The sequence below is a fragment of the Nocardia sp. PLKS1-43 genome, assembly GCF_059510335.1.
The window spans coordinates 327716-352806 of record NZ_JCAJZQ010000006.1 but is presented as its reverse complement, the minus strand read 5'-3'; the positions used below and the strand labels follow the sequence as shown (position 1 = coordinate 352806).

Sequence of the window (25091 nt, the reverse complement as noted above, 5' to 3'; positions counted from 1 at the left end):
CACCTAAGCTGTGCTGCGTGCGCGTACTCGTCATCGGTTCCGGAGCTCGTGAACACGCCTTGGTAGTGGCCCTGCGCCGGGATCCGGGGGTGAGCGCGGTCTGCGCTGCGCCCGGCAACCCCGGCATCGGGCAGCAGGCCGATGTCCGGCCGGTCGATCCGTGCAGCGCGGAGGCCGTGGTCGCGCTGGCCACCGACTACGACGCCGATCTGGTGGTGATCGGGCCCGAGGTGCCGCTGGTGCTCGGCATCGCCGATGCCGTGCGCGCGGCCGGGTTCGCGTGTTTCGGACCGTCCGCCTCGGCCGCGCGGATCGAGGGGTCCAAGGCGTTCGCCAAGGATGTTATGGCCGCCGCCGGCGTGCGCACCGCGCGCAGCGAGATCGTGGACCACCCCGGTGAGCTCGATGCCGCGCTGGACCGCTTCGGCCCGACCTGGGTGGTCAAGGACGACGGGTTGGCAGCGGGTAAGGGCGTGGTGGTCACCGCCGATCGGTCCGCGGCCCGCGATCACGCCGCCGAACTGCTCGAGCAGGGCCATCCGGTGCTGCTGGAATCCTTCCTGGACGGCCCCGAGGTCTCGCTGTTCTGTCTGGTGGACGGTGAGACGGTGGTGCCGCTGCTGCCCGCGCAGGATCACAAGCGGGTCGGTGACGGCGATATCGGTCCCAACACCGGCGGCATGGGCGCGTACACGCCGCTGCCGTGGCTGCCCGCGGGCGCGGTCGGCGAGATCGTCGAGACGGTGGTGAAACCCGTTGCGGCGGAAATGGTCCGGCGCGACGTGCCGTTCTCCGGACTGTTGTACGCCGGGCTGGCGATGGGGCAGGCCGGACCCGCGGTGGTCGAATTCAATTGCCGCTTCGGCGATCCCGAGACCCAGGCCGTGCTCGCCCTGCTGGACAGCCCGCTCGGCGAACTGCTGAACGCCACTGCCACAGGGACTCTGGCGCGGACCGAGGCTCCGCGCTGGAAGGACGGCGCGGCGATCACCGTGGTGCTGGCCGCCGAGAACTACCCCGCCCGCCCGCGCACCGGCGATGTGATCACCGGCACCGGACCCGAGGCCGCCGAGTCGAATACCGAAGTGCTGCATGCCGGTACGTCCCTGCGCGCGGACGGCACCCTGGTCTCCGCCGGCGGCCGCGTCCTGAACGTCGTCGCCACCGGCGCCGATCTCGCCGAGGCTCGCGCCCACGCCTACGCCCGCATCGCCGCGATCAAGCTCACCGGCAGCCACTTCCGCACCGATATCGCCCTGGGCGCGGTCGAGAACCGCATCGCCATACCGTCGGCCTGACCGGCCACGATGCCCGGTGACGTGCTCGACCGTCGGTGAGCGCCGGGAACGTGTCGTCTATCCCACTTGGATGCCGTGCAGGGCGAGCCAGGGCTGTGGGTCGACGTGCTGGCCGTTGATCAGGATCTCGAAGTGCAGGTGGGGCCCGGTGGAATCGCCGCGGTTGCCGATGCGGGCGATCTGCTGACCAGCGCGGACGCGTTCGCCGACCGAGACCGAGAAGTCGTACATGTGGCCGTAGACGGAGATGGTCCCGTCGTCGTGCCGGATGCGCACCCACAGGCCGAAGCCCTGGGCGGGGCCGGCGTCGATGACGGTGCCGTCGGCGACCGCGTAGATGGGCGAGCCGATCGGCGCGGCGATATCGATGCCGTAATGGAAAGTGCCCCAGCGTGATCCGTATCCGGAGCTGAACACGCCGCGGGCGGGCAACGCGTACCCGCCGATACTCGGCTCGAGTCCGCCGGGCAGGGCGGTGCTCGGGCCGATGAGCAGGGGCGAGGGTTGCCCGGCCGCCGCGGCGGCGGCCTCGGCCCGGGCCCGGTCCAGGGTCGCGCGCGCGGCCGCGGCCACCACGTCCTGTTCGCGCAGACGCTCACCGTTGTCGATGGCCGCCAGATCGCGGGCGCTGGTGGCGGGCTCGGCCTGCACCTGTAGCGGGTAGGGCACCGGAATACGTTGGGCCACACCAGGAGCGGGCGTGGAGTCGACCGTGCGCGGTGCGATGGCGTCGCCGGCGGCCAGCAATCCGACGATCACGATGCCACCGACCAGCACCCGATGTGCGCGGGCGAACTCGCGTCCCCGCCACCACGCGCCGCGCACCTCGCCGGGCCAGTCCCGGCGCACGAACCCTCGCCAGTCGAGGCCCGCGATCATCCGGACGATCCGCCGGATCGCACTCCGGAAACGGGTGAAACCGCGGCGAATCCGCTCGATTCGCGAGGGACGTTCCCGATGCAGGTCGGTACGCCAGTCGGGGCGGATCACCGTCTGGGTGCCCCCGGAAATCGTCGCGTGGCGTGCCTCGTCGGGCATTCGCCGACGATAACAGGGCCGTGCCGCCCCGACAGCACGCGTGATCGTCCGGCGTGGTCCGCTACTCGGCGCGCGAGCGGGTGGGCCGGCCAACCGACCCCGGCGGTGTCGGCTCGAACGGGTGGCATGCCGGATCAGGTGTGCATCGCCGGGCACCGGTGCGATGTCGATCGGAAAACCGCGGGCAGCCGGCCCGCGACCCCTGGTTCACCGCATCGGGCGTCCAGTCCCGTCCTGGTCTGGCGGGCGGTACTCGTCCGCAGTTCTCGGAGCGTGTTCTACCGTCGTCGGGTGCGCAGTGAATCCCGTCGGTCGACCATTCCCGCCTTCTACGTCATGGATGTGTGGAAGGCGGCCGCCGAACGCGCCCGCACCCACGGTGACGTCCTGGTACTGGCCGCCGGGCAGCCGTCCACCCCGGCGCCCGCGCCGGTCCTGCGGGCGACCAGGAATGCCCTGGACGCCGAACTGCTCGGCTACACCGAGACTTTCGGCACCCCCGAGCTGCGCGCGGCCATCGCCGCCTACCACCGCGACGGCTACGGCATCGAGGTCGACGCCGAGGACGTGGTGGTCACCACCGGATCCTCCGGCGCGTTCACGCTGATCTTCCTGGCCGCCTTCGATGTGGGCGACACCGTCGTGGTGGCCCGGCCGGGTTATCCGGCGTATCGGAACACGTTGTCGGCCTTGGGATGCCGCGTGGTGGAACTGGACTGTGGTGCACGGACCCGGTTCCAGCCGACGGTCGAGATGCTCGAGGCGCTGCCCGAACCGCCCGCCGGGCTGATCGTCGCGAGTCCGGCCAATCCGACCGGAACCATGATCGCCCCGGCCGAGCTGGCGGCGTTGGCGCGCTGGTGCGATGCGCACGGGACGCTGCTGATCTCCGACGAGATCTACCACGGGATCGTCTACGAGACGGGCCCGGACACCACCGCGACGTCATCGGCCTGGGAGACCTCCCGCGAATCGGTGGTCATCGGCTCGGTCTCGAAGTACTTCTCCATGACCGGCTGGCGGCTGGGCTGGATGCTGGTCCCGGCGGGCCTGCGCCCCGCCCTCCAGCGCCTGGCCTCGAATATGACCGTGTGCCCGCCCGCGGTCTCGCAGTTCGCCGCGGCGCACGCCTTCGACGCCGAATCGCGACGCGAACTGGACGGCCACGTCCGCCGCTACGCGCGCAACCGCGAACTCCTGCTGGACGGGCTGCCCCGGTTGGGTATCACCGAACTGGCCCCGGCCGACGGCGCGTTCTACGCCTACGCCGATATCGCGCACCTCACCGACGACGCCACGCGCTGGTGCGCGGACCTGCTCGCGAGCACCGGAGTGGCCCTCGCGCCGGGCACCGACTTCGATACCCGCGACGGCAGTCATACGGTCCGGCTGTCCTTCGCCGGGGCCACCGCGGATATCGAGGAGGCGCTGGTGCGGATGGGCCGCTTCCTGGGCGTTTGACCAGGCGCCCGAAGCGGATTGTGGCGCAAAGACTTTCCTCAGACATCCACCGCGACGCCCGCGAACGGTGTAGAAAAGCCATGGTTGTATTTTCAACACCTGCACGTTCGCCCACTCGAACTGGATTCTCACAGATCGCACCGATTTGGCACGGATGAACCGATGATGACTGGCACGATGACACGGTGATCACCGCGACGACCCCGAAAGGTGAAAGGCGTCGCCAAGCGTTGGTCGCGGCTGCCGCCGAGTTGCTACTCGAGGGAGGATTCGACGCAGTGCGCCACCGCTCGGTGGCCACCCGTGCGGAACTTCCCCTGGCCTCGACGACCTACTACTTCGAGTCGCTCGAGGATCTGATCGCCCGCGCGGTCGAGTTCAGCGGCAACGCGGAACTCGAGACGATGCGCCGGCGGGTCGGCGATATTCCGCACCGCCGCCGCGGCACCGACGCGACGGTCGACCTGATCCTGGACCTGCTGGTCGGCGCGGAGGTGTCCGACGAATCGGCTCGGGGCCGGTTGATCGCCCGCTACGAGCGTTCGGTGGCCTCGGCACGGCATCCGGAACTGCGCGAGGTGCAGCTACGACTACGCGCGCAGCTCGAGGAGCTGCTCGCCGAGGCGCTGCGCCGATCCGATCGGGTGGTGCGCGCCGAACAGCTGCGACGGCTGGTCGCCATGGTGGACGGCGCGGTCGTCGCGGCGCTGACCGAACTGGATCCGCAGCCGCGGCGCACGGCCCGCAGCGCCCTGCTCGAGCTGATCGATGTGATCGCCCCGCCCGCGCCGCAGCACCCGATCGCGCCGCATCCGATGGCAGCGCACACGATCGGGCCGCATCAGGTTCCGCAACACCAGGTCCCGCAGCATCGGACCGAGCCCCAGCAACTGGACAGGCACCGACAGCTGGACTGACGGCGAACATTAGACTGGACGTCCGTGACCATCGTTCCGAACGTCCTCGCCACCCGCTATGCCGGCCCGCAACTGGTGCGGCTGTGGTCGCCCGAGCACAAGGTCGTGCTGGAGCGCCGCCTGTGGCTCGAGGTGTTGCGGGCGCAGTCCGAGCTGGGCATCGAGCTGCCCGACGGGGTGCTCACCGACTACGAGCGGGTGCTCGAGCAGGTCGACCTGGCTTCGATCGCCGAACGTGAGCGGGTCACCCGGCACGACGTGAAGGCGCGAATCGAGGAGTTCAACGCCCTCGCCGGGCACGAGCACATCCACAAGGGCATGACCAGCCGCGACCTCACCGAGAACGTCGAGCAGTTGCAGATCCGCCTGTCGCTCGAGCACGTGCACGCGCACGGTGTCGCCGTGGCGGCCCGGCTTGCCGAGCGGGCCGCGGAGTATCAGACGCTGGTGATGGCCGGCCGTTCGCACAACGTGGCCGCGCAGGCCACCACACTCGGTAAGCGATTCGCTTCCGCCGCAGACGAAGTGCTGATCGCGCTGACCCGCGTGCGGGAGCTGATCGACCGATATCCGTTGCGCGGCATCAAAGGTCCGATGGGCACCGCGCAGGACATGCTCGACCTGCTCGGCGGCGACGCGGGCAAACTCGCGCAACTGGAACAGAAGGTCGCGCGGCACCTGGGTTTCGCGACGGTGCTCACCAGCGTCGGGCAGGTGTATCCGCGCTCGCTGGATCACGACGTGCTCTCCGCGCTGGTCCAGATCGGCTCGGGCCCTTCGTCTTTCGCGCACACCGTGCGGCTGATGGCCGGGCACGAACTGGTCACCGAGGGGTTCGCACCGGGCCAGGTGGGCTCCTCGGCGATGCCGCACAAGATGAACACCCGGTCCTGCGAGCGCGTCAACGGCCTGCAGGTGGTGCTGCGCGGCTACGCCTCCATGGCCGCGGAACTGGCTGGGGCGCAATGGAACGAGGGGGATGTGTTCTGTTCGGTGGTGCGCCGCGTCGCGCTGCCGGACGCGTTCTTCGCCGTCGACGGCATGATGGAGACCTTCCTGACCGTGCTCGCGGAATTCGGCGCGTATCCCGCGGTGATCGATCGTGAGCTGAACCGCTACCTGCCGTTCCTGGCCACCACCCGCATCCTGATGGCCGCCGTGCGCGCCGGGGTCGGCCGCGAGAGCGCGCACGAGGTGATCAAGGAACACGCCGTCGCGGTGGCGCTGGCCATGCGTGAACAGGGGCGCGAACCCGATCTGCTGGACCGGCTGGCCGCCGACGATCGCATGCCGCTGGACCGTGCCGCCCTCGATGCTGCCCTGGCCGACCGCTCGGCTTTCGTCGGCGCGGCCCAGGCCCAGGTCGCCGACGTCATCGCGCAGGTCGAGAAGCTGGTCGAGGCGAATCCGGAAGCCGCGCACTACGTTCCCGCGCCGATTCTGTAGCCGAATCCCTTCGCGCGCAGCGAGATCGGTGCGGTCCGGCCTCGGCGCCGGTCGCGAGCGATCGAGGTCGTTCCCGCCCGCGGCATCGCAGCCGCTGATGGGTGCGCGGTCCCGGTGCGGCTGTCCCGTACGCCGAGCCGGGGCCGTGGCCGAGGTTGCGAGCCGGTCGCCGCACCGGTCCCGGATGCCCTATAAACGGATGATGGATCCCTACACGATCTTCGCCGACATCATCGCCGGGCGCGCTCCCGCGTCCGTGGTGCACGAGGACCCGGATGTGCTGGCGTTCATGGATATTCGCCCGATGACGCCCGGGCATCTGCTGGTGGTGCCGAAGGTGCCCGCGCGGTCCCTGGCCGAGTTGGATCCCGAGATCGGCGGCAAGCTGTTCCAGGTGGGGCAGCGCCTTGCGGCGGCGCTGCGGGCCAGCGAGGTGAACTGCGACGGGGTGAATTTCTTTCTCGCCGACGGGGTCACCGCCGGACAGGAGGTCTTCCACGTGCATCTGCACGTCATTCCGCGCACTCCCGGCGACGGGTTCGGGCTGCGCGGGCGGCCACGCACGCCGCCGCGAGCCGATCTGGACTATCTGGCCGGATCCATTCGCGGCGCGATGCGGCGTTCGGCATCCGATTAGGTCCCCGTTCGGCTGGGTGATCCGCTCGGACCGATTGCTCGTGGGAAGCCGCACGGTCAAACCACCCCTGGGCGTGTTCTGCGAGGTTATCGTGGATGTTCTGGTTCATTGGGCCGATGGAGGTGGGGATATGCGGCGCGGTTCGATAGCTGTCGTGGTGCTGGCCATGGTTGTCGGAGTTTCGGCGACGCTGATCGGACAGCCGCATGCCACCGCGGCGCGGGTGGTGGGGCTCACGCGGCTGGGACCGACCAGGTCCGCGCTGTTCATCGACTCGCCGGCGATGGGCCAGGTCATGCAGGTACAGGTGCTGCATCCGGCCGGATCACGCTCCCGCCCCTCGTACTATCTGCTCGACGGCCTGGATCCGGGCCGGGACCAGAGCACCTGGACCAATGCCACCGACGCCGAACCGTTCTTCGCCGACAAGAGCGTCAACGTGGTGCTGCCGATGGGCGGCGAGGCCGGCTACTACACGAACTGGCAACGCGACGACCCCTATCTGGGCCGCTATCAGTGGGAGACCTTTCTGACCCGGGAGCTGCCGCCGATCATCGACGACACGTTCGCGGGTAACGGCGTCAACGGGATCGGCGGACTGTCGATGGGCGGAATGGCGGCTTTCGTACTGGCCGTGCGCAATCCGGCGCTGTACCGCGCGGTCGTCGGCTACAGTGCGTGCCCGGACATGGGGATGGCGCAGGGGCCGATCATGTTCTCCATCGCCAATCGCGGCGGTGACCCGGGCAATATGTGGGGCGCGCCCGGCAGCCCGGACTGGGGTGCGCACGATCCGGCGCTGCTCGCGAATCGATTGCGCGGCAAGACCATCTACCTGTCCGCTGGTTCGGGTGTGCCCGGACCGCACGAGAGCGAGCTGAAACCCGAACTGGCGGAGAACATCCTGACCGGCGTGCCGATCGAGGCCGCCGTGGACACCTGCGTCACCTCGTTCGCACAACGCTTGCGCGCGTTGAACATTCCGGCGAATATCGTCCAGAGTCCGGTGGGCACGCATTCCTGGGCCTACTGGAAGGACGATCTGCACAGCTCCTGGCCCGCGGTGTCGCGGGCGCTGGGCGTGTGAACGGCGCGGCGACTTCAGGCTCCGGGCCGGTTGAATTCCCCGTCCTTGGCGCCGGCCACGAAGGCCCGCCACTCGCCGGGGGTGAAGATCAGCACCGGACCATCGGGATTCTTGGCATCGCGCAGGCCGACGTTGCCGGTGGCCAGGAACGCCACCTCCACGCCCCCGGTCTCGCTGCTGCGGTGCCAGACGGCGTCGGGGTTGATCTCACGGTTCTTCGCTTCCACGGATGCTCCTGTGCTGGTTCGTGACGCGGTGAAAGGTGACCGCTGCTAATCGTTTTCGCGGTGTCCGGCCGGTCGGGCCGGATCTCCTAGACACTAGCGGCGGCGCGACGCATCGTGAAACGAACCGATATGAACCGCAGGAAAATAGTGATGTTCAACACCTGAGACAAAAGCGTAATTCCGATGCGAATATCCGGTCGTGTTGGTTTGAACTACATCGGATTGGCGTTATTCCGATGTGGACCCGTACCTTCCGGAATACCGGTACGCCCGCGTGCGCCCGGAGGCGCACGTCGCTCGGTCCGGCCGCGCCGGCGGCGGCCGGGCCCGAATCCGGTGAACCGGCGGCCGGCATCCGAAGGCCGCGATTGGAGCAGGTGACGGCAGGTTTAGCTGATCATCCAGGTGGTAGTCGGTGGTGTCCGCAAGGTGATCGGCGCGCTGCGCGGCGCGTGGCGGGACGGCTGCGATTCGCGCCGGATTCGCGGCAAACCGGACGGTCGAACTGGTATCAGGACGGAATTTTGGGTCGTTTACGACGGCATTCGGTGGACAACGGGCATTTCTCCTGTGTTGTCCGGCTCGTTTGGTTTATCCGGCAAGCTGAGCGGAAACCCCGAACTTTGTGGCGGGAATACAGCGTCCACCGGCCCTCGGTGAGGACCGGCGCCCGCGCCGCTGCACAGCACGGCACGACAATGGATGGAGCACCGCATGGCACCCGTCTTCGACAGTTGCGCGGTAGTGCCCCGGCACCTTACCGTCGAGCAGGCTCACAACATCTTGCGTATCCACAACACCTGCCCCGCCGACCAGTGCCTGCGTCGGAAGGCAGCCCTGTACTTTCTGATGGAGTCCCGCCGCGCGACCCGCGGCGTTGTCGGGCCGCGCCTCCCGGGACCGACGCCGCGCGCCCAGGGGTTGTCCTAGCGCAGGGTGGTTCCGTCGCCGGCGCACCGCTTCCGGATGCGGCGGCGGCCGGCCGCAGCGGGTCCGACCAGCCCTGTCGGACCGGCACACTACGGTGGAGCGTATGGCTCTCGACACTGGTACCGGCCCGATCCGCAACGCCGCCGATCCGTCCGTGGTGACGCCGCCGATCGCGAAGCGGGTTCCGGCGCAGCGCGTGCACCACGGCGACGTCGTCGTCGACGAGTACGAGTGGCTGCGCGACAAGGAGGATCCGGAGGTCATCGCCTACCTCGAGGCCGAGAACGCCTACACCGAGGCCTGCACGGCGCAGTTGCAGCCATTGCGGGAGAAGATCTTCGGCGAGATCAAATCGCGCACCCAGGAGACCGATCTGTCGGTCCCGGTCCGGATGGGCGATTTCTGGTATTACTCGCGCAGCTTCGAGGGCAAACAGTACGGCGCGCACTGCCGATGCCCGATCGGCTCGGCGGACGACTGGACCCCGCCCACGCTCGACGTCGACACCGAGGTCCCCGGCGAGCAGGTGCTGCTGGACAGCAATGTACTGGCCGAGGGGCACGAGTATTTCGCCGTCGGCGCGTACTCGATCAGCCACGACGGCACTCTGCTGGCCTATTCGGTGGACACCGTCGGCGACGAGCGATATGTGCTGCGGTTCAAGGATCTGCGCACCGGCGTCGACCTGGCCGACGAGATCGCGGGCACCGTACCCGACGCGACCTGGTCGCTGGACGGCACGCACGTGTTCTATCAAACCTACGACGAGGCCTGGCGCTCGGACACCGTCTGGCGGCATCGGCTGGGCACGCCGAACGAGCAGGACGTGCGGGTATTCCACGAGCCGGACGAGCGTTTCTCGGTGGGCATGGACACCACCCGTTCGGAGAAGTACCTGATGATCGGGGTGCATTCGAAGATCACCACCGAGATCCGGATCCTGGAATCCGACGATCCCGAGGGCGAGTTCCGGGTGCTGCTGCCGCGCCGGGAGGGCGTGGAGTACGTGGCCGAGCACGCGGTCATCGGCGGGCGGGACCGATTCCTGATCCTGCACAACGGCGAGGTGCCCGCGCCCGGCGGCGGAACGGTCAAGGCGGAGAATTTCGTCCTCGCCGAGGCGCCGGTGGACGATCCGGCCGCCATGACCATTCTGATCGATCACCGCGAGGATGTGCGGCTGGACGGCGTGGACTGTTTCGCCGACCATCTGGCGCTGTCCTATCGCCGCGGCGCGCTGCCGCGAGTCGCGGTGTGGCCGTTGACCTCCGACGGTTACGGCGAACTTCGCGAGCTGGAGTTCGGGCTCGAACTGTTCTCCGCGGGCGTGCTGGGCAATCCGGAGTGGGCGCAGCCGACGCTGCGGCTCGGCGTGACCTCGTACATCACGCCCGTGCGGGTTTTCGACTACCTGCCCGCGACCGGCGAGCTGCTGTTGCGCAAGGAGCAGGCGGTACTGGGCGGCTACGACCCGAACGACTATGAGCAGCACCGTGATTGGGCGGTCGCCGAGGACGGCACCCGGATTCCGATCTCGCTGGTGCGCCGCAAGGATCTTCCGGCGGACGGGCCGAAACCGTTGCTGCTCTACGGGTACGGCTCCTACGAGGCCAGCATGGACCCCGGTTTCTCGGTGGCGCGGCTGTCACTGCTGGATCGCGGCATGGTGTTCGCGGTCGCGCACGTGCGCGGCGGCGGTGAGATGGGCCGGCTGTGGTACGAGCACGGCAAGACGCTGCGCAAGAAGAACACCTTCACCGATTTCGTCTCCTGCGCAAGGCATCTGATCGATGCCGGCGTCACCGCGCCGGATCGCCTGGTCGCCGACGGCGGCAGTGCGGGTGGCCTGCTGGTCGGCGCGGCCGCCAATCTCGCGCCCGAGCTGTTCGCAGGCATTCTGGCTGCCGTGCCGTTCGTGGACCCGCTGACCTCGATCCTGGATCCGTCCCTGCCGCTGACCGTGACCGAATGGGACGAGTGGGGCAATCCGCTGGAGGATCCGGCGGTGTACGAGTACATGAAGTCGTACTCGCCGTACGAGAACGTCCGGGCGGTGGACTATCCGGCGATTCTGGCCACCACCGGCCTGAACGACACCCGCGTGCTGTATGTCGAACCGGCGAAGTGGATCGCCAGGCTGCGGGCCACCGCGACCGGCCACTCGCGGTTGATGCTGAAAACCGAGATGAGTGCCGGTCACGGCGGCGTCAGCGGAAAGTACGAGAAGTGGAAGGAAGTGGCGTTCGAATACGCCTGGGTACTGGACACGCTCGGCCTCGGCGACCGCTGAGGTAGCGGCGCCGAGCCGACGGGCTCAGCGGATTCCGCAGGCGTGGATCAGCTGTAGCAACTGCTGGTGCTGCTGCCCCTGGACGAGCTGGTAGCCGGGCACCTTGGCGGCCATCATCTGGTCGTAGCTGTCGGCGATCTGATCAGGGGTGGCGTTCGGATGCTGTGCGCGCACCGTGTTCACGATCTGCTGGGTGCTGTCGCACATCTGGTCCTGCGACGGGTTCAGGTTCGGGAGCGGGGGCGCGGCCTGCGCGAACGCGGGGGCGAAGAACAAAAGGGTGGCTGTCAGTGCGGTGAGTGCTGCGGCTTTCACAGGGGCGGAGCCTATTGAGGTGACGGAGCTGGTGTGGATCGGTTGTCATCAAAGAATGTGCGCTCCGTCACCTCCGCCGACTAGGCCAGATGGCAGCTGGTGATGTGGTCCAGGATGTACTGGCGCTGCCGCTCGCGGGCACTCGCCGGGAGATTCTTGAACGCTCCCTTCTGATCGAGGAACGTCATATAGCCGTCGGTGATCTGCTGCGGAGTCGCGTGCGGGTTCTGCTTGCGCTCCATGTCGACCACCGCCTTGGTCGCCTCGCACTCCTGCTGCGGAGTGAAGATGTGCGGCGGCGGATCTGCTTGTGCCACAACAGGTATGGCGATGAACAACGGAACTGCCAGGGCGGTCAGTAAGGCTGCTTTCACCCGGTCGATCCTAAGCCAGGCGGCGGCGGGCAGCCGCGAAGACCGGACGGTATGTCACGTGACCGGACGGTATTCGCCCGAATCGGTCCGCGCGCCGGTCATCCGATGATGGTCCGATTCGGTAGCGCGAATTCGTCGGCGCGTCACCGGGACTGCACGGTGCGGACACCTCCCGCGCGCATCGTAGGGCTATCAGCGACATCGGCAGAGGGGCGCGGATATGCGTGCACAATTGATCGTCTCGGTGTCCGGCATCCGGGATACCACCCGCGCGCAGGCACAGGATTTCGCCGCGGAGATGGACAAGCGCGGAATTCCGCTGTCCCTGCTGGTCGCCCCGCGGCTGAAGGGCAAGTACCGGCTCACCGACGACGCCCGCACCCAGGAGTGGCTGCGAGAGCGTCGCGAGGGAGGTGACGCGATCGTGCTGCACGGGTACGACCAGGCCGCCACCAAGCGCCGCCGCGCGGAATTCGCCACGCTGCCCCGGCACGAGGCGCGGTTGCGGTTGATGGCCGCCGATCGCGTGATGGAGCAGGTGGGCCTGCGCACCCGGCTCTTCGCCGCGCCGCGCTGGAACGCGTCCGAGGGTGCGATGGCCGCACTGCCGGACGTCGGCTTCCGCCTCGCGCTGAGCCTGACGACCGTGCACGATCTGGAACGCGATGTGGCACAACGGTCTTGGGTGCACGGAATGGGCGAGGGCTTCCGCGCCGAACCCTGGTGGTGCCACGCGCTGGTGATGAGCGCGGCCCGCACCGCGCGCCGCGGCGGCGTGCTGCGACTCGCGGTCTCGGCCACTCAACTCGGCCGTCCCGGCCCGCACCAGGCCGTGATCGACGCGGTCGATCTGGCGTTGTTCCACAACGCCCGGCCCGAGGTGTACCGCTGGGAGCCGTACGCCACGGGCGCTGCCCGCGCCGCCTGATCCGGTTCGCTACCGCGTCGCGGCCTGCCGACGCCGCAGTTCACCGCTGGACACCTCGGCCGTCGCGTTGTGGGTGAACCCGCCGGACTCCTCCCGAGTCAGCGAGCTGCTGGGCGGGTGCTTGTCCAGTTGCGCCAGGGCGCGGTCCATATCCGCCAGCAGCAGGTCGGCCATATCGTGGCTGAAGCCGTGCCGGACCAGAACGCGCATGATCGTCTCGTCCTGGCGGTCGGCGGGCAGCGGATAGGCGGCGACCAGCCAGCCGCGGGTGCGCAGCCGGTCGGACAGGTCGTAGAGGTTGAAGCTCTGCTCGCCGGCCAGCCGCCACGACACCGCCGCGATACCGCGCAGCGGATCGCCGTCGTGGATGAGTTCGAACGGCCCGAGTTTGCGCACCCCCTCGGCCACATGCTGGGCTACCGCGTAGGCCGTGGACTGCACCCGGGTGTACCCGTCGCGGCCGAGCCGGATGAAGCCGTAGTACGAGGTGATGACCTGACCGCCGGGGCGGGAGAAGTTGAGGTTGAACGTGGCCATATTGCCGCCGAGGTAGTCGACGTTGAAGACCAGTTCGTCCGGCAGGTCCGCGGCCTCGCGCCAGATCGCCCAGCCCACGCCGAGCGGCGCCAAGCCCGTCTTGTGCCCGGAGGCGTTGATCGACTTGACCCGCGGCAGCCGGAAATCCCACACCAGATCGGGTGCGGTGAACGGCGCCATGAACCCGCCGCTGGCCGCGTCCACGTGGATCGGGATGTCGAGGCCGGTGCGTTCCTGCAACTCGTCCAGCGCCCGGCTGATGCCCGCGACGTCCTCGAACAGGCCGGTGAAGGTCTGGCCGAAGGTCGGTACCACCATGATGGTGTTCTCGTCGCAGTGGGCGGCGATATCGTCCGGATGCAGGGTCAGCCGGTCCCCGCGCAGCGGAACCTGCCGGATCTCCACATCGAAATAGCGCGCGAACTTCTCCCAGCACACCTGGACCGGTCCGCAGACGAAATTCGGGATGCCGCGGCCACCGCGCGCCCGCCAGCGGAACTTCGCGGCCAGTCCGCCGAGCATCGCGGCCTCGCTGGAACCGGTCGTCGAGGTGCCGCGGGTGCCGTCCGGGTCGGGGGAGTGCCACAGGTGCGCGAGCATCCGCGTGCACCGCGACTCCAGTTCGGCGGTCTGCGGATATTCGTCCTTGTCGACGATGTTCTTGTCCAGCGACTCGTCCATCAGCCGTCGCTCCTGGTCCTCGACCCAGGTGGTGCAGAAGGTCGCCAGATTCATTCGGGAGACGCCGTCGAGCATCAGTTCGTCGTGCACGAGCTGATAGGCGGCCTGTGGAAGGATCTCCGACTGTGGGAATTGCGACTTGGGCGCACCGTCTCGGAACGGGGATGTCGCGAACAGATCCTCGGAATCGGGTGATTCGGGCATCGTCATCTCCTGGTCATCGCAACGTGACGAATTCGCGGACGGTCGCCAGCATCTCACAGTGCGAGCCGCCCGCGGCGCAGGGGCGAATCCCGGTCGGCGGGTCGGCTGGGCAATGCTCGTCACGTGACGACAACCTCGCGGTCCGGGCGAAGTGCGGCTGTCGTGCAAGAGTGATGGCGACGATGGCGACCGGTGGCGTAGCGGCGGGCGGCGGAGCTGCGGAGTTGCGACGAGACGACGAAATGGGTTGAGATGAACGACGATTCACGGACAGCCGGCCTGCGCGCACAGGTGCGGGCGCTCATGGGCCGGGCGAAAGACGATCTGGCGGAACTGGTTTCGTATCGATCCGTGTACGATCCGCGGCAGTTCCCGGTGCAGGAGTGTCAGCGGGCCGCGCAGTGGGTGCTGGACGCCTTCGTCGAGGTCGGCCTGACCGACGCGGGCCTGCACGAGACCGCGGACGGCAGTCTGGCGGTGGTGGCCCGGCATCCGGCCCCGGCTGGTGCGCCGACGGTATTGCTCTACTCCCACTACGACGTTCAGCCCCCGCTGGACGAGGATGCCTGGCACACGCCGGTGTGGGAGCTGACCGAGCGGGGCGGGCGCTGGTACGGGCGCGGGGCGGCGGACTGCAAGGGTAACGTCCTGGCGCATCTGACCGCATTGCGCGCGTTGCGGGAATCCTTGGGCGGCAAGGAGTTTCCGGTCGGCATCACGCTGGTGTGCGAAGGTTCGGAGGAGCAGGGCACCGGCGGGCTCGAGGCATTCGTGCCCGAGCATGCCGATTTGTTGCGCGCGGATGCCCTGGTGATCGGCGACTGCGGCAACGCGGCGGTCGGCGTGCCGACCTTCACTCAGACCCTGCGCGGCACGGTCAACGTGATCGTCTCCGTGGAAACCCTTGCCGGACCGATGCACTCGGGCATGTTCGGCGGGTCCGCGCCCGATGCGCTCGCCGCGCTGATCCAGTTGCTCGCGACGTTGCGTGACGAACACGGCAATACGACCGTCGCCGGGCTGCCCGCCGGCCAGGTCTGGGAGGGAGCGCAGTATCCGCCCGAGCGATTCCGCGCCGACGCCGGTGTGCTGGACGGTGTCGATCTGCTCGGCGACGGCACCGTCGCCGATATGGTCTGGGCGCGGCCCGCGGTGACCGTCCTGGGCATCGATGCGCCGAGCGTGGTCGGCTCGGCCGCGGCCGTGCAGGGTTCCGCCCGGGCCCGGATCAACCTGCGCATTCCGCCCGGTATCGATCCGGAGTCGGCACTGAAAGCCCTTACCGCACATCTGGAATCGAAGACGCCGTGGCATGCGCGCATCACCGTGGAACCCGAGGCCGCGGGTGCGCCGTTCCGGTCGGGCACCGGCGGTCCGGCCCGCCGGGCGATGCAGGCCGCCTTCGCCGCGGCGTACGGCCGGGAGGCGACCACGCAGGGGCAGGGCGGTTCGATCCCGCTGTGCAACGTGTTCGCCGAGACCTATCCCGAGGCGGAGATCATGCTGATCGGCGTCGAGGAGCCGAGTTGCCTCATCCACGCGCCCAACGAGAGCGTGGATCCGAGCGAGATCGAGCACATCGCCCTGACCGAGGCGCTGTTCCTGGCCTCCTACGGATCCTGAGCCCCCGCGCGCCTCGGCGGCATTCCCGCCGGGGCGCGCCGGAAACCCTTGGCGCAGATCAGAATTCGGCGTCGGTTTCCGGTGTGACGACGGAGAATTCGGTATCGGCCGGGCCCATCTCCCGCAAGCGTCCGAAGTAGATGCCCTGTGCCGCCGGCTCGATGATCCCGTAGTGGATGGGCATGGCCGTGCGCGGCGCGACCGCGCGCAGATAGTCCACCGCCTCGCTCAGGCGCATCCACGGGGCGGCCGCCGGGACGGCCAGCACGCCGACCGGCGAGGGCGGAACCCACAGCGAATCGCCCGGGTGGACGAACTGTGCCGGATCCTGCGCAGTGCCCAGCTGGAAGACGGTGTTGTCGATGACCGGGATGTCCGGGTGGATCACCGCGTGCCGCCCGCCGCCGCCGGTGATCTGCACCCCGCCGACGCTCAGCACGTTACCGGCGTGCACCGCCTCCCACGGCTCCTCGCGCAGCTGTGCGGTCTGCGGATCGCTGAGCAACCGCGCCTGCGGATTGTTCTCCACCAGCGCCCCGATCCGCGCCGGATCGATGTGATCCGGGTGCTGATGCGTGATCGCGATCGCGTCCAGCCCGGTGAGCCCCTCGAAACCGTGCGAGAAATTGCCGGGATCGAACAGAATCTTCACTCCGTCGATCTCGACCAGGACGCAGGAATGACCGAAGTGAGCAATGCGCATGCGGTAATTCTGCCTCCGCTCCGCTCCGGCTGTTCGCGGCCCCCGAAGTCTCACCGGTCGGCCCGGTGTCGGGCACTCGTTCCTCGCACTCGCCATGTGTCCGAACGGCGAGTCGGGTCGCGAGCCGTGTTGGATTGCGGCTGCTTCGCTCCGGCGGGGGCGCGGCTCTGCGGGTCTCACTGTTCGGCCTCTTGGTGCGGGTGCTTGTTCTTCGTACTCGCCATGTGCCCGAACGGTGGGACGGGTCGCGAGCCGTGTTGGATTGCGGCTGCTTCGCTCCGGCGGTCCGCGTTGCATCGCGTCGCGGAACCGGGTGCGGGGGGCGCTGTTCCGCGGTTCGTGGCCGGGTTGAGCGCGCCCCGGCGCGGCGTGTGCGAGCTGCGGCGATTAGGCTGTGCGGGTAATCCCCCCACCAGCGTGAGGAGCAAGCGCGTGGCACGAGTCGTGGTCGAGGTGATGCCGAAGGCCGAGATCCTGGATCCGCAGGGTCAGGCCATCGTCGGCGCACTCGGGCGCCTGGATATTCCGGGCGTGTCGGATGTTCGGCAGGGCAAGCGATTCGAACTCGACGTCGACGACAGCGTCAGCGATGCGGAGCTCGAGAAGATCGCCGAATCGCTGCTGGCCAACACCGTGATCGAGGACTGGAAAGTGGTGCGGCTGTAATGTCCGTGCGCATCGGTGTCATCACCTTCCCGGGAACGCTGGACGATGTGGATGCCGCCCGCGCGGTGCGGCTGGCCGGCGCCGAGGCGGTCAGCCTGTGGCATGCCGACGCCGATCTGAAGGGCGTCGACGCGGTGATCGTGCCCGGCGGCTTCTCCTACGGCGACTATCTGCGCGCCGGCGCCATCGCCCGGTTCGCGCCGGTGATGGGCGAGGTCGTCGAGGCCGCGCGCAAGGGGATGCCGACGCTCGGCATCTGCAACGGCTTCCAGGTGCTGTGCGAGGCCGGACTGCTGCCCGGCGCGCTGACCCGCAACGAGGGCCTGCACTTCGTCTGCCGCGATCAGTGGCTGCGCGTGGACGCGACCGACACCGCGTGGACGGCCCGGTACGAACCCGGCGCGCAGATCCTGATCCCGGTCAAGAACGCCGAGGGCCGCTACCAGGCATCGCAGTCGGTGCTGGACGAACTCGAGGGTGAGGGCCGCGTGGTCTTCCGCTACGCGGGTGACAACCCGAACGGCTCGCAGCGCGATATCGCCGGAATCTCCTCGGCCGACGGCCGCGTCGTCGGGCTGATGCCGCACCCCGAACACGCCACCGAGCCACTCACCGGACCCAGCGACGACGGTTTGGGCATGTTCCTGTCGGTGGTGGATACACTCGTCGCGGCCGCCTGAACCGAACCGCGCGGCGGGTTCAGTTGGCCAGATCGTCGATGACGTGCAACCGCACGCCCTCGGCGCGGGCGATCAGCCCATCCGCCCGCACGGCCCGGTCTCCGCGGAAAACCTTTCCGCCGGAAGGGGTTTCGAGTCGCAGCCCATCGGCAAGGGCCGCGCGCATGCGCGGCACCTCGAGTGAGCCGAGGGTCCGCGCCATTGAGCCGATCAGATGGATCGCCTCGTAACTGGTATTGCTGAAGAAGGTCAGGGCGGGCGCGAACCGGCCGTGCATGCGGTGATACCGCGCCAGCCGATCCGGATCGCCCACCCGATCGGGGAAGAAGGCCGAGGCGACGTAGAGATTCTCGTTCGCCGCCGGACCGGCCGCGAGCAGGACGGTCTCATCGATCGCCGGACTCACCCGCACCTGGTACGCGGACCGGCCGGTATGCGCGAACTGCTGATTGAACCGCACGGCGTCCGTGCCGACCAGCAGCAGGATGACACCTTCGGCCCGGTCCAGCCGGGGATCGTTCAGGAACGCCGAGAAATCCTCGGTGCCCAGCGGCACGAAGCGTTCCAGCACCATCGCGCCCGGATAGGCGGCGCGCACCGACCGCGCGGTGGCCAGCGGCCAGATGTAATCGTTGCCGATGACCGCCCAGCGCCGGGTGCCGAACTGGCGGTGCAGCCAATCCAACGCGGGCAGCACGTTCCCGGCCGGACTCTCGCCGACCATCAGCACGCCGGGCGGCTCGTCGGGCAGATCCTCGTGGATCGTCGCGAACAGGTAGGGAACCCGGCCGTCGGCGGCGCGCGCGACCGCGCGGCGGACCGCGGAGATGTGCCAGCCGGTGATGGCATCGATCATTCCGGTGGCCAGCAGCGCCGAGACCTCCGCGGCGACCTCGGCCGGTTCGCGGCCGCCGTCCACGGTGGTCACGCGGAGTTCGCGCCCGAGAATTCCCGCGCCGTCGTTGATTTCCGCCACGGCCAGCGCGACGGCCGCCTCGCAGGAAGGAGCCACGATTCCACCGGAACCCTGCAGCGGAACGATGTTGAGGACTTCTATCACATCGTCCGAGCCCTCGTGGAACGGCGGCATTCGGTACCCTTCTCCTCGTCGGAGGAAAATAGGAAATGGGCGGAAGAAATATTATGTCGACCATTGTAAGCGGATTTTCCACGCTGCACGGTGCACTGCGGGCAGCGGAACGCGGTTGGCTGCGTCACCTCGAAACCGCCCTGTCCGCACGGCGACTCTCCGCGGACCACTGGGCGATGCTGGCCAATTTGTCCGATGAGGTCGGCATCACCATGACCGAATTGGCCTGCCGCGCACAACTTCCGCCTTCTTCGGCCACCCGCCATGCCGATGCCCTGGCCGAACGCGGGCTGATTTTCCGTATCGCCGCCGAGGACGACCGCCGCCGCATTCTCATCGGCCTCAGCAAACGCGGCGTCGAGATCGTCGAATCGCTCCGCGCGGAGGAGCAGCGCGCCGAGGAACAATTGCGCAGGCGAATCGGCGCCCGCAATCAGGCCGAACTGCTGCGCCTGCTGGAACTCGTCGCCCAGGTGCCCGCAGGCGGCCGCTGAACTCGGCGGGATGACCTCCACCCGGTGCCCCCACGAGTGTCACCTCGCAGCCCATTCGGTCCCAGTGCTCCGCGCCGAATGGACACCCGACCCGCTTACCTCTGACAAACATAGTCTCCGCTGTCACCCAGGCTTCGTTCACCGTGGGTGACGTCATTGCCGCTGTCGCTCCAGGCTCGTTCACTGAGGGTGAGGTCAATGCCGCTGTCGCTGCGGGCTCGTTCACCGTGGGCAACGCCAACTCCGCTGTCACCCCAGGCCCGTTCACCCTGGGCAACGCCAACTCCGAAGGCCGCGGCCCGGGTCGATTCTGGACTGACGGAGCGGGGAGCGAAGCGGAGGAGCGCCAGGAGGGAAGAATCGACCCTTCGGGGGCCGCGGCCCGCCGGAGCGGAGGCCAAAAATCCAGCCCCGTTAATATCGGGTGATGCCCGTTTCGACCACCGCTACACCGTCCGGACTGTGCGCCTTCGTCGACGCCTCGCCCTCGCCGTTCCATGTCGTGCACACCGTCGCGAACGAATTGATCGCCAACGGATTCCGGGAACTGCCGCAGGCGCGGCCGTGGGATGCGCCCGCGCAGGGGCGGTATTTCGTGGTACGCGGGGGTTCGCTGGTGGCCTGGGCGCAAACCGGTGCGCCGCAACCGTTTCGAGTGATCGGAGCGCATACCGACAGTCCGAATCTGCGCGTCAAACAGCATCCGGATCTGAACTCGGCCGGATGGCAGCTGGTCGGGCTGGAGCCCTACGGCGGCGCATGGCTCAACTCCTGGCTGGACCGGGATCTGGGCATCTCCGGGCGGATCGCGGTCCGCGAGGGAAACGTGTTGTCCGAGAAGCTGGTTCGGATCGACGAGCCGTTGCTGCGAGTGCCGCAGCTGGCGATCCACCTGTCCGACGACCGGCGCGGGGTGAGCCTTGATCCGCAACGTCACGTCAACGCGGTGTGGGGCGTGGGCGGTGCGCCGCGTTCATTCCTGGGGTATGTGGCCGAGCACGCCGGAATCGATCCGGACGCGGTGCTGGGCTGGGAATTGATGACCCACGACCTGACTGCGAGCGCGCCGGTTGGTCGTGATCTCGATCTGATCAGCGCACCCCGCCTGGACAATCAGGCCACCTGCTATGCCGGTCTGCAGGCCTTCACCGCGGCGGTGGCCGAGCCGGGCGCGGCTACGCCGGTGCTGGTGATGTTCGATCACGAGGAGGTCGGCAGTCAGTCCGATCGCGGCGCGCAGTCGGATCTGCTGCCCTCGATCCTGGAGCGGATCGTGCTCGCGCGCGGCGGAGGGCGTTCGGAATACCTTGCGGCACTGTCGGGTTCGATCCTGGCCTCGGGTGATATGGCACATGCGACGCATCCCAACTATCCCGAACGGCACGAGCCCGCGCACACGATCGAGGTCAACGGCGGTCCGGTGCTGAAGGTGAACCAGAACCTGCGCTACGCCACGGATGCGGTCGGCGCGGGGGCGTTCGCCCTGGCCTGCGCGCAGGCGGGGGTTCCGTTGCAGCGCTACGTGCATCGCGCGGATCTGCCGTGCGGTTCCACCATCGGCCCGATGTCCGCGGCACGCACCGGGATGACCACCGTCGACGTCGGCGCGCCCCAGCTGGCCATGCACTCGGCTCGCGAGCTGATGGGTGCGCGCGACGTGTCCGCCTATTCGGCGGCGCTGGCGGCTTTCCTGACGCCGGCCGAGGTCACCGCACGGTAGATCGGCCGATAGGCCGCGACCGCGATGACCAGCACCGCGAACGTCACCAGCACGTAGCTCGAACCGATCAGCTGCTCCCACAGCGACCAGTGCCGCTCGTGATCGCCGCCGTGCGGCAGCAGCCACTGCGGGCCGACCATGAACATCACCACGATCGCCGCGATCGCGAGCAGATAGGGACGGCTGCGACCGCCGCGTTCGACGGCGTCGGCGGCCACCAGCGCGGCCGGCGCCACCCACACCCAGTGATGCGACCAGGAGACCGGCGAAACCAGAAGTATCGCAGTCGCATTGACGGTCAGCGCGGCGAGATCCGCGGCGGCCGAGCCGGGCGCGGGCGCGGCCGGGAATTCGTGGCGGCGGGCGAACGCGGCGTCGTCGAAGAGCCGTTTCATCAGGATCGCGGCGAGCACGAGCGCTGCAAGCGAGGTCGCGAGCCAGACGATCGTCGCGTCGGACGAATCGAGCCCGAGCCGGAAGGCGAAACCCTTGAGCGACTGGTTACCTGCGTAGTACGGCGGTCCGATGCGGCCGGTGTCGAGCAGCGTGTGGAACCAGTACTGGGCCGATTCGTGCGGGAACAGCGCGAACCCCGCCGCGATCGCACCCAGCGCCGAGAGCGTCACGGTCAGCGCGGAACGCCGATCGCGGCGCAGCAGGAAGTACAGCAGGAATCCGGCCGGAGTCAGTTTGATCGCCACCGCGATGCCGATCAGCATGCCACGTGGCCAGAAAGGCTTGCGCGCCAACAGGTCCAGCGAGATCGCCGCCATCAGCAACAGATTGATCTGGCCGAAGTTGTAGGTCTGGCGGATCGGCTCGGACAGTCCCAGCATTCCGGCCGCGCCGATCACCAGGGCCAGGGTGAGTGTCGGGTCCAGCCGTGGCCGCAGCCGCCGCAGCACCAGCCACACGGTCAGCGCCAGGCTCGCGACATTCAGTGCGAGCACCAGCCATTCGGCGGGGAGCAGCGGTAGCAGCGCGAGCGGGGTGAACAGCAATGCGGCCAGCGGGGGATAGGTGAACGGCAGACCGAGCCCGCCCACCTTCGGCATCGGTCCGTACAGATCGCCGCCGTCGAGCCAGATGCGCGCGCCGTTGCGATAGACCTGCAGATCGATGTAACCGCGCCACAGTCCGGCCGCCATGCAGACGATCGCGGACACCACGAACAAGGCGATCGCGATCGCCACCACGCGCCGTCGTCCGGCCGGCTGATCAGGACGCGAGTGGTCCACCGAGTTATTCGGGGGCAATTCGTCCGGATCCGCGACCTGGGATCGCTCGTTCACGCGCCAAGAATATCCGGTGGGCCGAAGTGTGCAGCGCAACACGGTGCGCGGCGTCGTTTCGGCACGCATTAGACTCGCGGGGTATCCGCCGAACTCCTGCATTAGGGCTCATGGCATTCGCATGCCCGCCGAAAGGACCCTGGTACTCATCGTGACTGTCCACGTCGACACCGTCAGCGCCGCCGCGGCAACCCCGGATACCCCGCAGCCGTACAAGGAGCTGGGTCTCAAGGACGACGAGTACACCCGGATCCGGGAGATCCTGGGCCGCCGTCCCACCGACGCCGAGCTCGCGATGTACTCGGTGATGTGGAGTGAGCACTGCTCCTACAAGTCCTCGAAGGTGCATCTGCGTTATTTCGGGCAGACCACCACCGACGAGATGCGCGCGTCCATGCTGGCCGGTATCGGCGAGAACGCGGGCGTGGTCGACATCGGCGACGGCTGGGCGGTCACCTTCAAGGTGGAGAGCCACAATCACCCGTCCTATGTGGAGCCGTATCAGGGTGCGGCGACCGGCGTCGGCGGCATCGTGCGCGACATCATGGCGATGGGCGCGCGGCCGATCGCGGTGATGGATCAGCTGCGATTCGGTGCGGCCGACCACCCCGACACCCGGCGCGTGGTGGACGGCGTGGTCCGCGGCGTGGGCGGCTACGGCAACTCGCTGGGCCTGCCGAATGTGGGCGGCGAGACGGTGTTCGACGCGTCCTATCAGGGCAACCCGCTGGTGAACGCGCTGTGCGCGGGTGTGATGCGGGTGGAGGATCTGCATCTGGCCTTCGCCTCGGGCGCGGGTAACAAGATCATTCTGTTCGGCGCGCGGACCGGCCTGGACGGTATCGGCGGCGTCTCGGTGCTGGCTTCGGACACCTTCTCCGGCGACGAATCCGGCACCGGCCGCAAGAAGCTGCCGAGTGTGCAGGTGGGTGACCCGTTCACCGAGAAGGTGCTCATCGAGTGCTGTCTCGAGCTGTACGCGGCCGGTCTCGTGGTCGGCATCCAGGACCTCGGCGGAGCCGGATTGTCCTGTGCCACTTCCGAACTCGCGGCCGCGGGCGACGGTGGGATGCATATCGAACTGGATCGGGTGCCGTTGCGCGCGGCCAATATGACGCCCGCGGAGGTACTTTCCAGCGAATCGCAGGAGCGCATGTGTGCGGTGGTGACGCCGGAAAACGTGGACGCGTTCATGGCCGTCTGCCGCAAGTGGGACACCCTGGCAACCGTGATCGGCGAGGTCACCGACGGTGACCACCTGGTCATCACCTGGAACGGCGAGACCGTGGTGGACGTCCCGCCGCGCACCGTCGCGCACGAGGGGCCGGTCTACGAGCGCCCGGTGCGGCGTCCGGACTTCCAGGACGCGCTCGTCGCGGACACCAGCGCGAGCCTGACCCGCCCGAAGACCGGCGACGAACTGCGCGCGACGCTGCTGAAGATGATCGCCAGCCCGCAGCTGAGCAGCCGCCGCTGGATCACCGAGCAGTACGACCGCTACGTCCGCGGCAACACCGTGCTGGCCGAACACGCCGACGCGGGCGTCATCCGCATCGACGAGTCCTCGGGCCGCGGTATCGCGCTGGCCACCGACGCCTCGGGCCGCTACACGAAACTCGACCCGTACACCGGCGCGCAGCTCGCGCTGGCCGAGGCGTTCCGCAATGTCGCGACCACCGGCGCTACCCCGAAGGCGGTCACCAACTGCCTGAACTTCGGTTCTCCGGAGGATCCGGGCGTGATGTGGCAGTTCCAGCAGGCCGTGCGCGGACTCGCGGATGGCTGTGCGGCCCTCGGCATTCCGGTCACCGGCGGCAATGTGAGCTTCTACAACCAGACCGGGCAGACTGCGATCCTGCCGACGCCGGTGGTCGGCGTGCTGGGCGTCATCGATGACGTGCACCGCCGCATCCCGACCGGCCCGGGGCTCGAGCCCGGCGAGACGCTCATCCTGCTCGGCGACACCCGCGACGAGTTCGACGGCTCGATCTGGGCGCAGGTCGAGCACGACCATCTCGGCGGCGTCCCGCCGCGGGTCGACCTGGCCCGCGAACAGCTGCTGGCGGAGGTGCTCACCTCCGGCTCCCGGGACGGATTGATCAGTGCCGCACACGATCTCAGTGAGGGTGGCCTGGCGCAAACCGTCGTGGAGGCCGCGCTGGCCGGCGAGACCGGCTGCCGGATCGTGCTTCCCGAGGACGCCGACCCCTTCGTGATGCTGTTCTCCGAATCCGCCGGCCGGGTTCTGGTCGCGATCCCGCGTTCGGAGGAAACCCGCTTCACCAAGATGTGCGACGCTCGCGGATTGCCTTGGGAGCGTATCGGTGTCGTGGATCAGGGCTCGGATTCGGTCGAGGTGCAGGGCCAGTTCACCGTCCCGATGACCGAGTTGCGCGCGGCCCACGAGGGCACTCTGCCTCGGCTGTTCGGTTCGTCCGGTCACTGAGCAGCGC

At 68.5% G+C, this 25091-nt stretch carries 21 protein-coding genes and 1 pseudogene; 14 read left to right on the top strand and 8 right to left on the bottom strand.

All coding sequences use genetic code 11. The features are described 5' to 3' along the window. Nucleotides 1-17 precede the first annotated feature (17 nt). Nucleotides 18-1298, top strand: a complete 1281-nt coding sequence (gene purD / locus AC5WS7_RS23450; protein ID WP_495956700.1) for a phosphoribosylamine--glycine ligase — start codon at nt 18-20, stop codon at nt 1296-1298. A 57-nt stretch (nt 1299-1355) separates the two neighbouring features. On the opposite strand, the gene AC5WS7_RS23445 is transcribed toward purD, so the two are convergent. Next, a complete protein-coding gene (locus AC5WS7_RS23445; protein ID WP_495956699.1) occupies nt 1356-2336 on the bottom strand; it encodes a M23 family metallopeptidase in 981 nt (326 codons plus the stop codon). Between the two features lie 291 nt (nt 2337-2627). Here AC5WS7_RS23445 and AC5WS7_RS23440 point away from each other — a divergent pair, with 291 nt between their 5' ends. The 5 genes and pseudogenes from AC5WS7_RS23440 to AC5WS7_RS23420 all read left to right on the top strand — a co-directional run bounded on the left by AC5WS7_RS23440 (nt 2628) and on the right by AC5WS7_RS23420 (nt 7884). Continuing rightward, nucleotides 2628-3797, top strand: a complete 1170-nt coding sequence (locus AC5WS7_RS23440) for a pyridoxal phosphate-dependent aminotransferase (protein ID WP_495956698.1) — start codon at nt 2628-2630, stop codon at nt 3795-3797. A 185-nt stretch (nt 3798-3982) separates the two neighbouring features. Further along, nucleotides 3983-4579: pseudogene (locus tag AC5WS7_RS23435) on the top strand (TetR/AcrR family transcriptional regulator); the annotation flags it as partial. A gap of 159 nt (nt 4580-4738) precedes the next feature. Next, nucleotides 4739-6160, top strand: coding sequence for an adenylosuccinate lyase (gene purB, locus AC5WS7_RS23430; protein ID WP_495956697.1), 1422 nt, complete (start codon nt 4739-4741; stop codon nt 6158-6160). Nucleotides 6161-6362: 202 nt separating this feature from the next. Then, on the top strand, nt 6363-6797 hold the full coding sequence (locus AC5WS7_RS23425; protein WP_495956696.1) for an HIT family protein: 435 nt from the start codon (nt 6363-6365) through the stop codon (nt 6795-6797). Nucleotides 6798-6927: 130 nt separating this feature from the next. Beyond that, nucleotides 6928-7884 carry an alpha/beta hydrolase gene (locus AC5WS7_RS23420; protein ID WP_495956695.1) on the top strand — a complete coding sequence of 319 codons (957 nt, stop codon included), beginning with the start codon at nt 6928-6930 and terminating at the stop codon, nt 7882-7884. A 14-nt stretch (nt 7885-7898) separates the two neighbouring features. On the opposite strand, the gene AC5WS7_RS23415 is transcribed toward AC5WS7_RS23420, so the two are convergent. Next, nucleotides 7899-8111 (bottom strand): DUF397 domain-containing protein, encoded by a 213-nt coding sequence (locus tag AC5WS7_RS23415; RefSeq protein WP_495956694.1) that lies wholly within the window; start codon nt 8109-8111, stop codon nt 7899-7901. Nucleotides 8112-9144: 1033 nt separating this feature from the next. On the opposite strand from AC5WS7_RS23415, the gene AC5WS7_RS23410 reads away from it, so the two are divergent. Beyond that, a complete protein-coding gene (locus AC5WS7_RS23410; RefSeq protein ID WP_495956693.1) occupies nt 9145-11331 on the top strand; it encodes a S9 family peptidase in 2187 nt (728 codons plus the stop codon). A gap of 24 nt (nt 11332-11355) precedes the next feature. Here AC5WS7_RS23410 and AC5WS7_RS23405 read toward each other — a convergent pair whose 3' ends face one another. Together AC5WS7_RS23405 and AC5WS7_RS23400 are read right to left on the bottom strand one after the other, a co-directional pair. Beyond that, nucleotides 11356-11646, bottom strand: a complete 291-nt coding sequence (locus tag AC5WS7_RS23405) for a hypothetical protein (RefSeq protein ID WP_495956692.1) — start codon at nt 11644-11646, stop codon at nt 11356-11358. Between the two features lie 80 nt (nt 11647-11726). Continuing rightward, nucleotides 11727-12020: a hypothetical protein gene (locus AC5WS7_RS23400; protein WP_495956691.1), complete on the bottom strand. Its 294-nt coding sequence runs from the start codon at nt 12018-12020 to the stop codon at nt 11727-11729. Between the two features lie 220 nt (nt 12021-12240). On the opposite strand from AC5WS7_RS23400, the gene AC5WS7_RS23395 reads away from it, so the two are divergent. Continuing rightward, nucleotides 12241-12948: a DUF2334 domain-containing protein gene (locus AC5WS7_RS23395; RefSeq protein WP_495956690.1), complete on the top strand. Its 708-nt coding sequence runs from the start codon at nt 12241-12243 to the stop codon at nt 12946-12948. A gap of 9 nt (nt 12949-12957) precedes the next feature. Here AC5WS7_RS23395 and gad read toward each other — a convergent pair whose 3' ends face one another. Further along, a complete protein-coding gene (gene gad, locus AC5WS7_RS23390) occupies nt 12958-14370 on the bottom strand; it encodes a glutamate decarboxylase (RefSeq protein ID WP_495956689.1) in 1413 nt (470 codons plus the stop codon). Between the two features lie 252 nt (nt 14371-14622). Between gad and AC5WS7_RS23385 the strand changes: the two genes are divergently transcribed. Continuing rightward, nucleotides 14623-15993: a dipeptidase gene (locus AC5WS7_RS23385; RefSeq protein WP_495956688.1), complete on the top strand. Its 1371-nt coding sequence runs from the start codon at nt 14623-14625 to the stop codon at nt 15991-15993. Between the two features lie 58 nt (nt 15994-16051). Here AC5WS7_RS23385 and AC5WS7_RS23380 read toward each other — a convergent pair whose 3' ends face one another. After that, on the bottom strand, nt 16052-16696 hold the full coding sequence (locus AC5WS7_RS23380; RefSeq protein WP_495956687.1) for an MBL fold metallo-hydrolase: 645 nt from the start codon (nt 16694-16696) through the stop codon (nt 16052-16054). Nucleotides 16697-17128: 432 nt separating this feature from the next. Here AC5WS7_RS23380 and purS point away from each other — a divergent pair, with 432 nt between their 5' ends. Both purS and purQ read left to right on the top strand, forming a co-directional pair. Then, nucleotides 17129-17362 carry a phosphoribosylformylglycinamidine synthase subunit PurS gene (gene purS / locus AC5WS7_RS23375; RefSeq protein ID WP_040818162.1) on the top strand — a complete coding sequence of 78 codons (234 nt, stop codon included), beginning with the start codon at nt 17129-17131 and terminating at the stop codon, nt 17360-17362. Next, nucleotides 17362-18042: a phosphoribosylformylglycinamidine synthase subunit PurQ gene (purQ, locus tag AC5WS7_RS23370; protein WP_495956686.1), complete on the top strand. Its 681-nt coding sequence runs from the start codon at nt 17362-17364 to the stop codon at nt 18040-18042. Before purS ends, purQ begins: the two co-directional genes overlap by 1 nt. Nucleotides 18043-18061: 19 nt before the next feature. Here purQ and AC5WS7_RS23365 read toward each other — a convergent pair whose 3' ends face one another. Continuing rightward, on the bottom strand, nt 18062-19132 hold the full coding sequence (locus tag AC5WS7_RS23365) for a substrate-binding domain-containing protein (RefSeq protein ID WP_495956685.1): 1071 nt from the start codon (nt 19130-19132) through the stop codon (nt 18062-18064). Between the two features lie 35 nt (nt 19133-19167). On the opposite strand from AC5WS7_RS23365, the gene AC5WS7_RS23360 reads away from it, so the two are divergent. Continuing rightward, nucleotides 19168-19626 carry a MarR family winged helix-turn-helix transcriptional regulator gene (locus tag AC5WS7_RS23360; RefSeq protein ID WP_495956684.1) on the top strand — a complete coding sequence of 153 codons (459 nt, stop codon included), beginning with the start codon at nt 19168-19170 and terminating at the stop codon, nt 19624-19626. 427 nt (nt 19627-20053) lie between these two features. Beyond that, the gene (locus tag AC5WS7_RS23355) at nt 20054-21346 is read left to right on the top strand and encodes a M18 family aminopeptidase (protein WP_495956683.1); all 1293 of its coding nucleotides are present in this window, start codon (nt 20054-20056) and stop codon (nt 21344-21346) included. On the opposite strand, the gene AC5WS7_RS23350 is transcribed toward AC5WS7_RS23355, so the two are convergent. Next, nucleotides 21292-22740, bottom strand: a complete 1449-nt coding sequence (locus tag AC5WS7_RS23350) for a glycosyltransferase family 87 protein (RefSeq protein WP_495956682.1) — start codon at nt 22738-22740, stop codon at nt 21292-21294. The genes AC5WS7_RS23355 and AC5WS7_RS23350 overlap by 55 nt on opposite strands. Before the next feature lie 49 nt (nt 22741-22789). On the opposite strand from AC5WS7_RS23350, the gene purL reads away from it, so the two are divergent. After that, a complete protein-coding gene (purL, locus tag AC5WS7_RS23345; protein WP_495956819.1) occupies nt 22790-25084 on the top strand; it encodes a phosphoribosylformylglycinamidine synthase subunit PurL in 2295 nt (764 codons plus the stop codon). Nucleotides 25085-25091 lie beyond the last annotated feature (7 nt).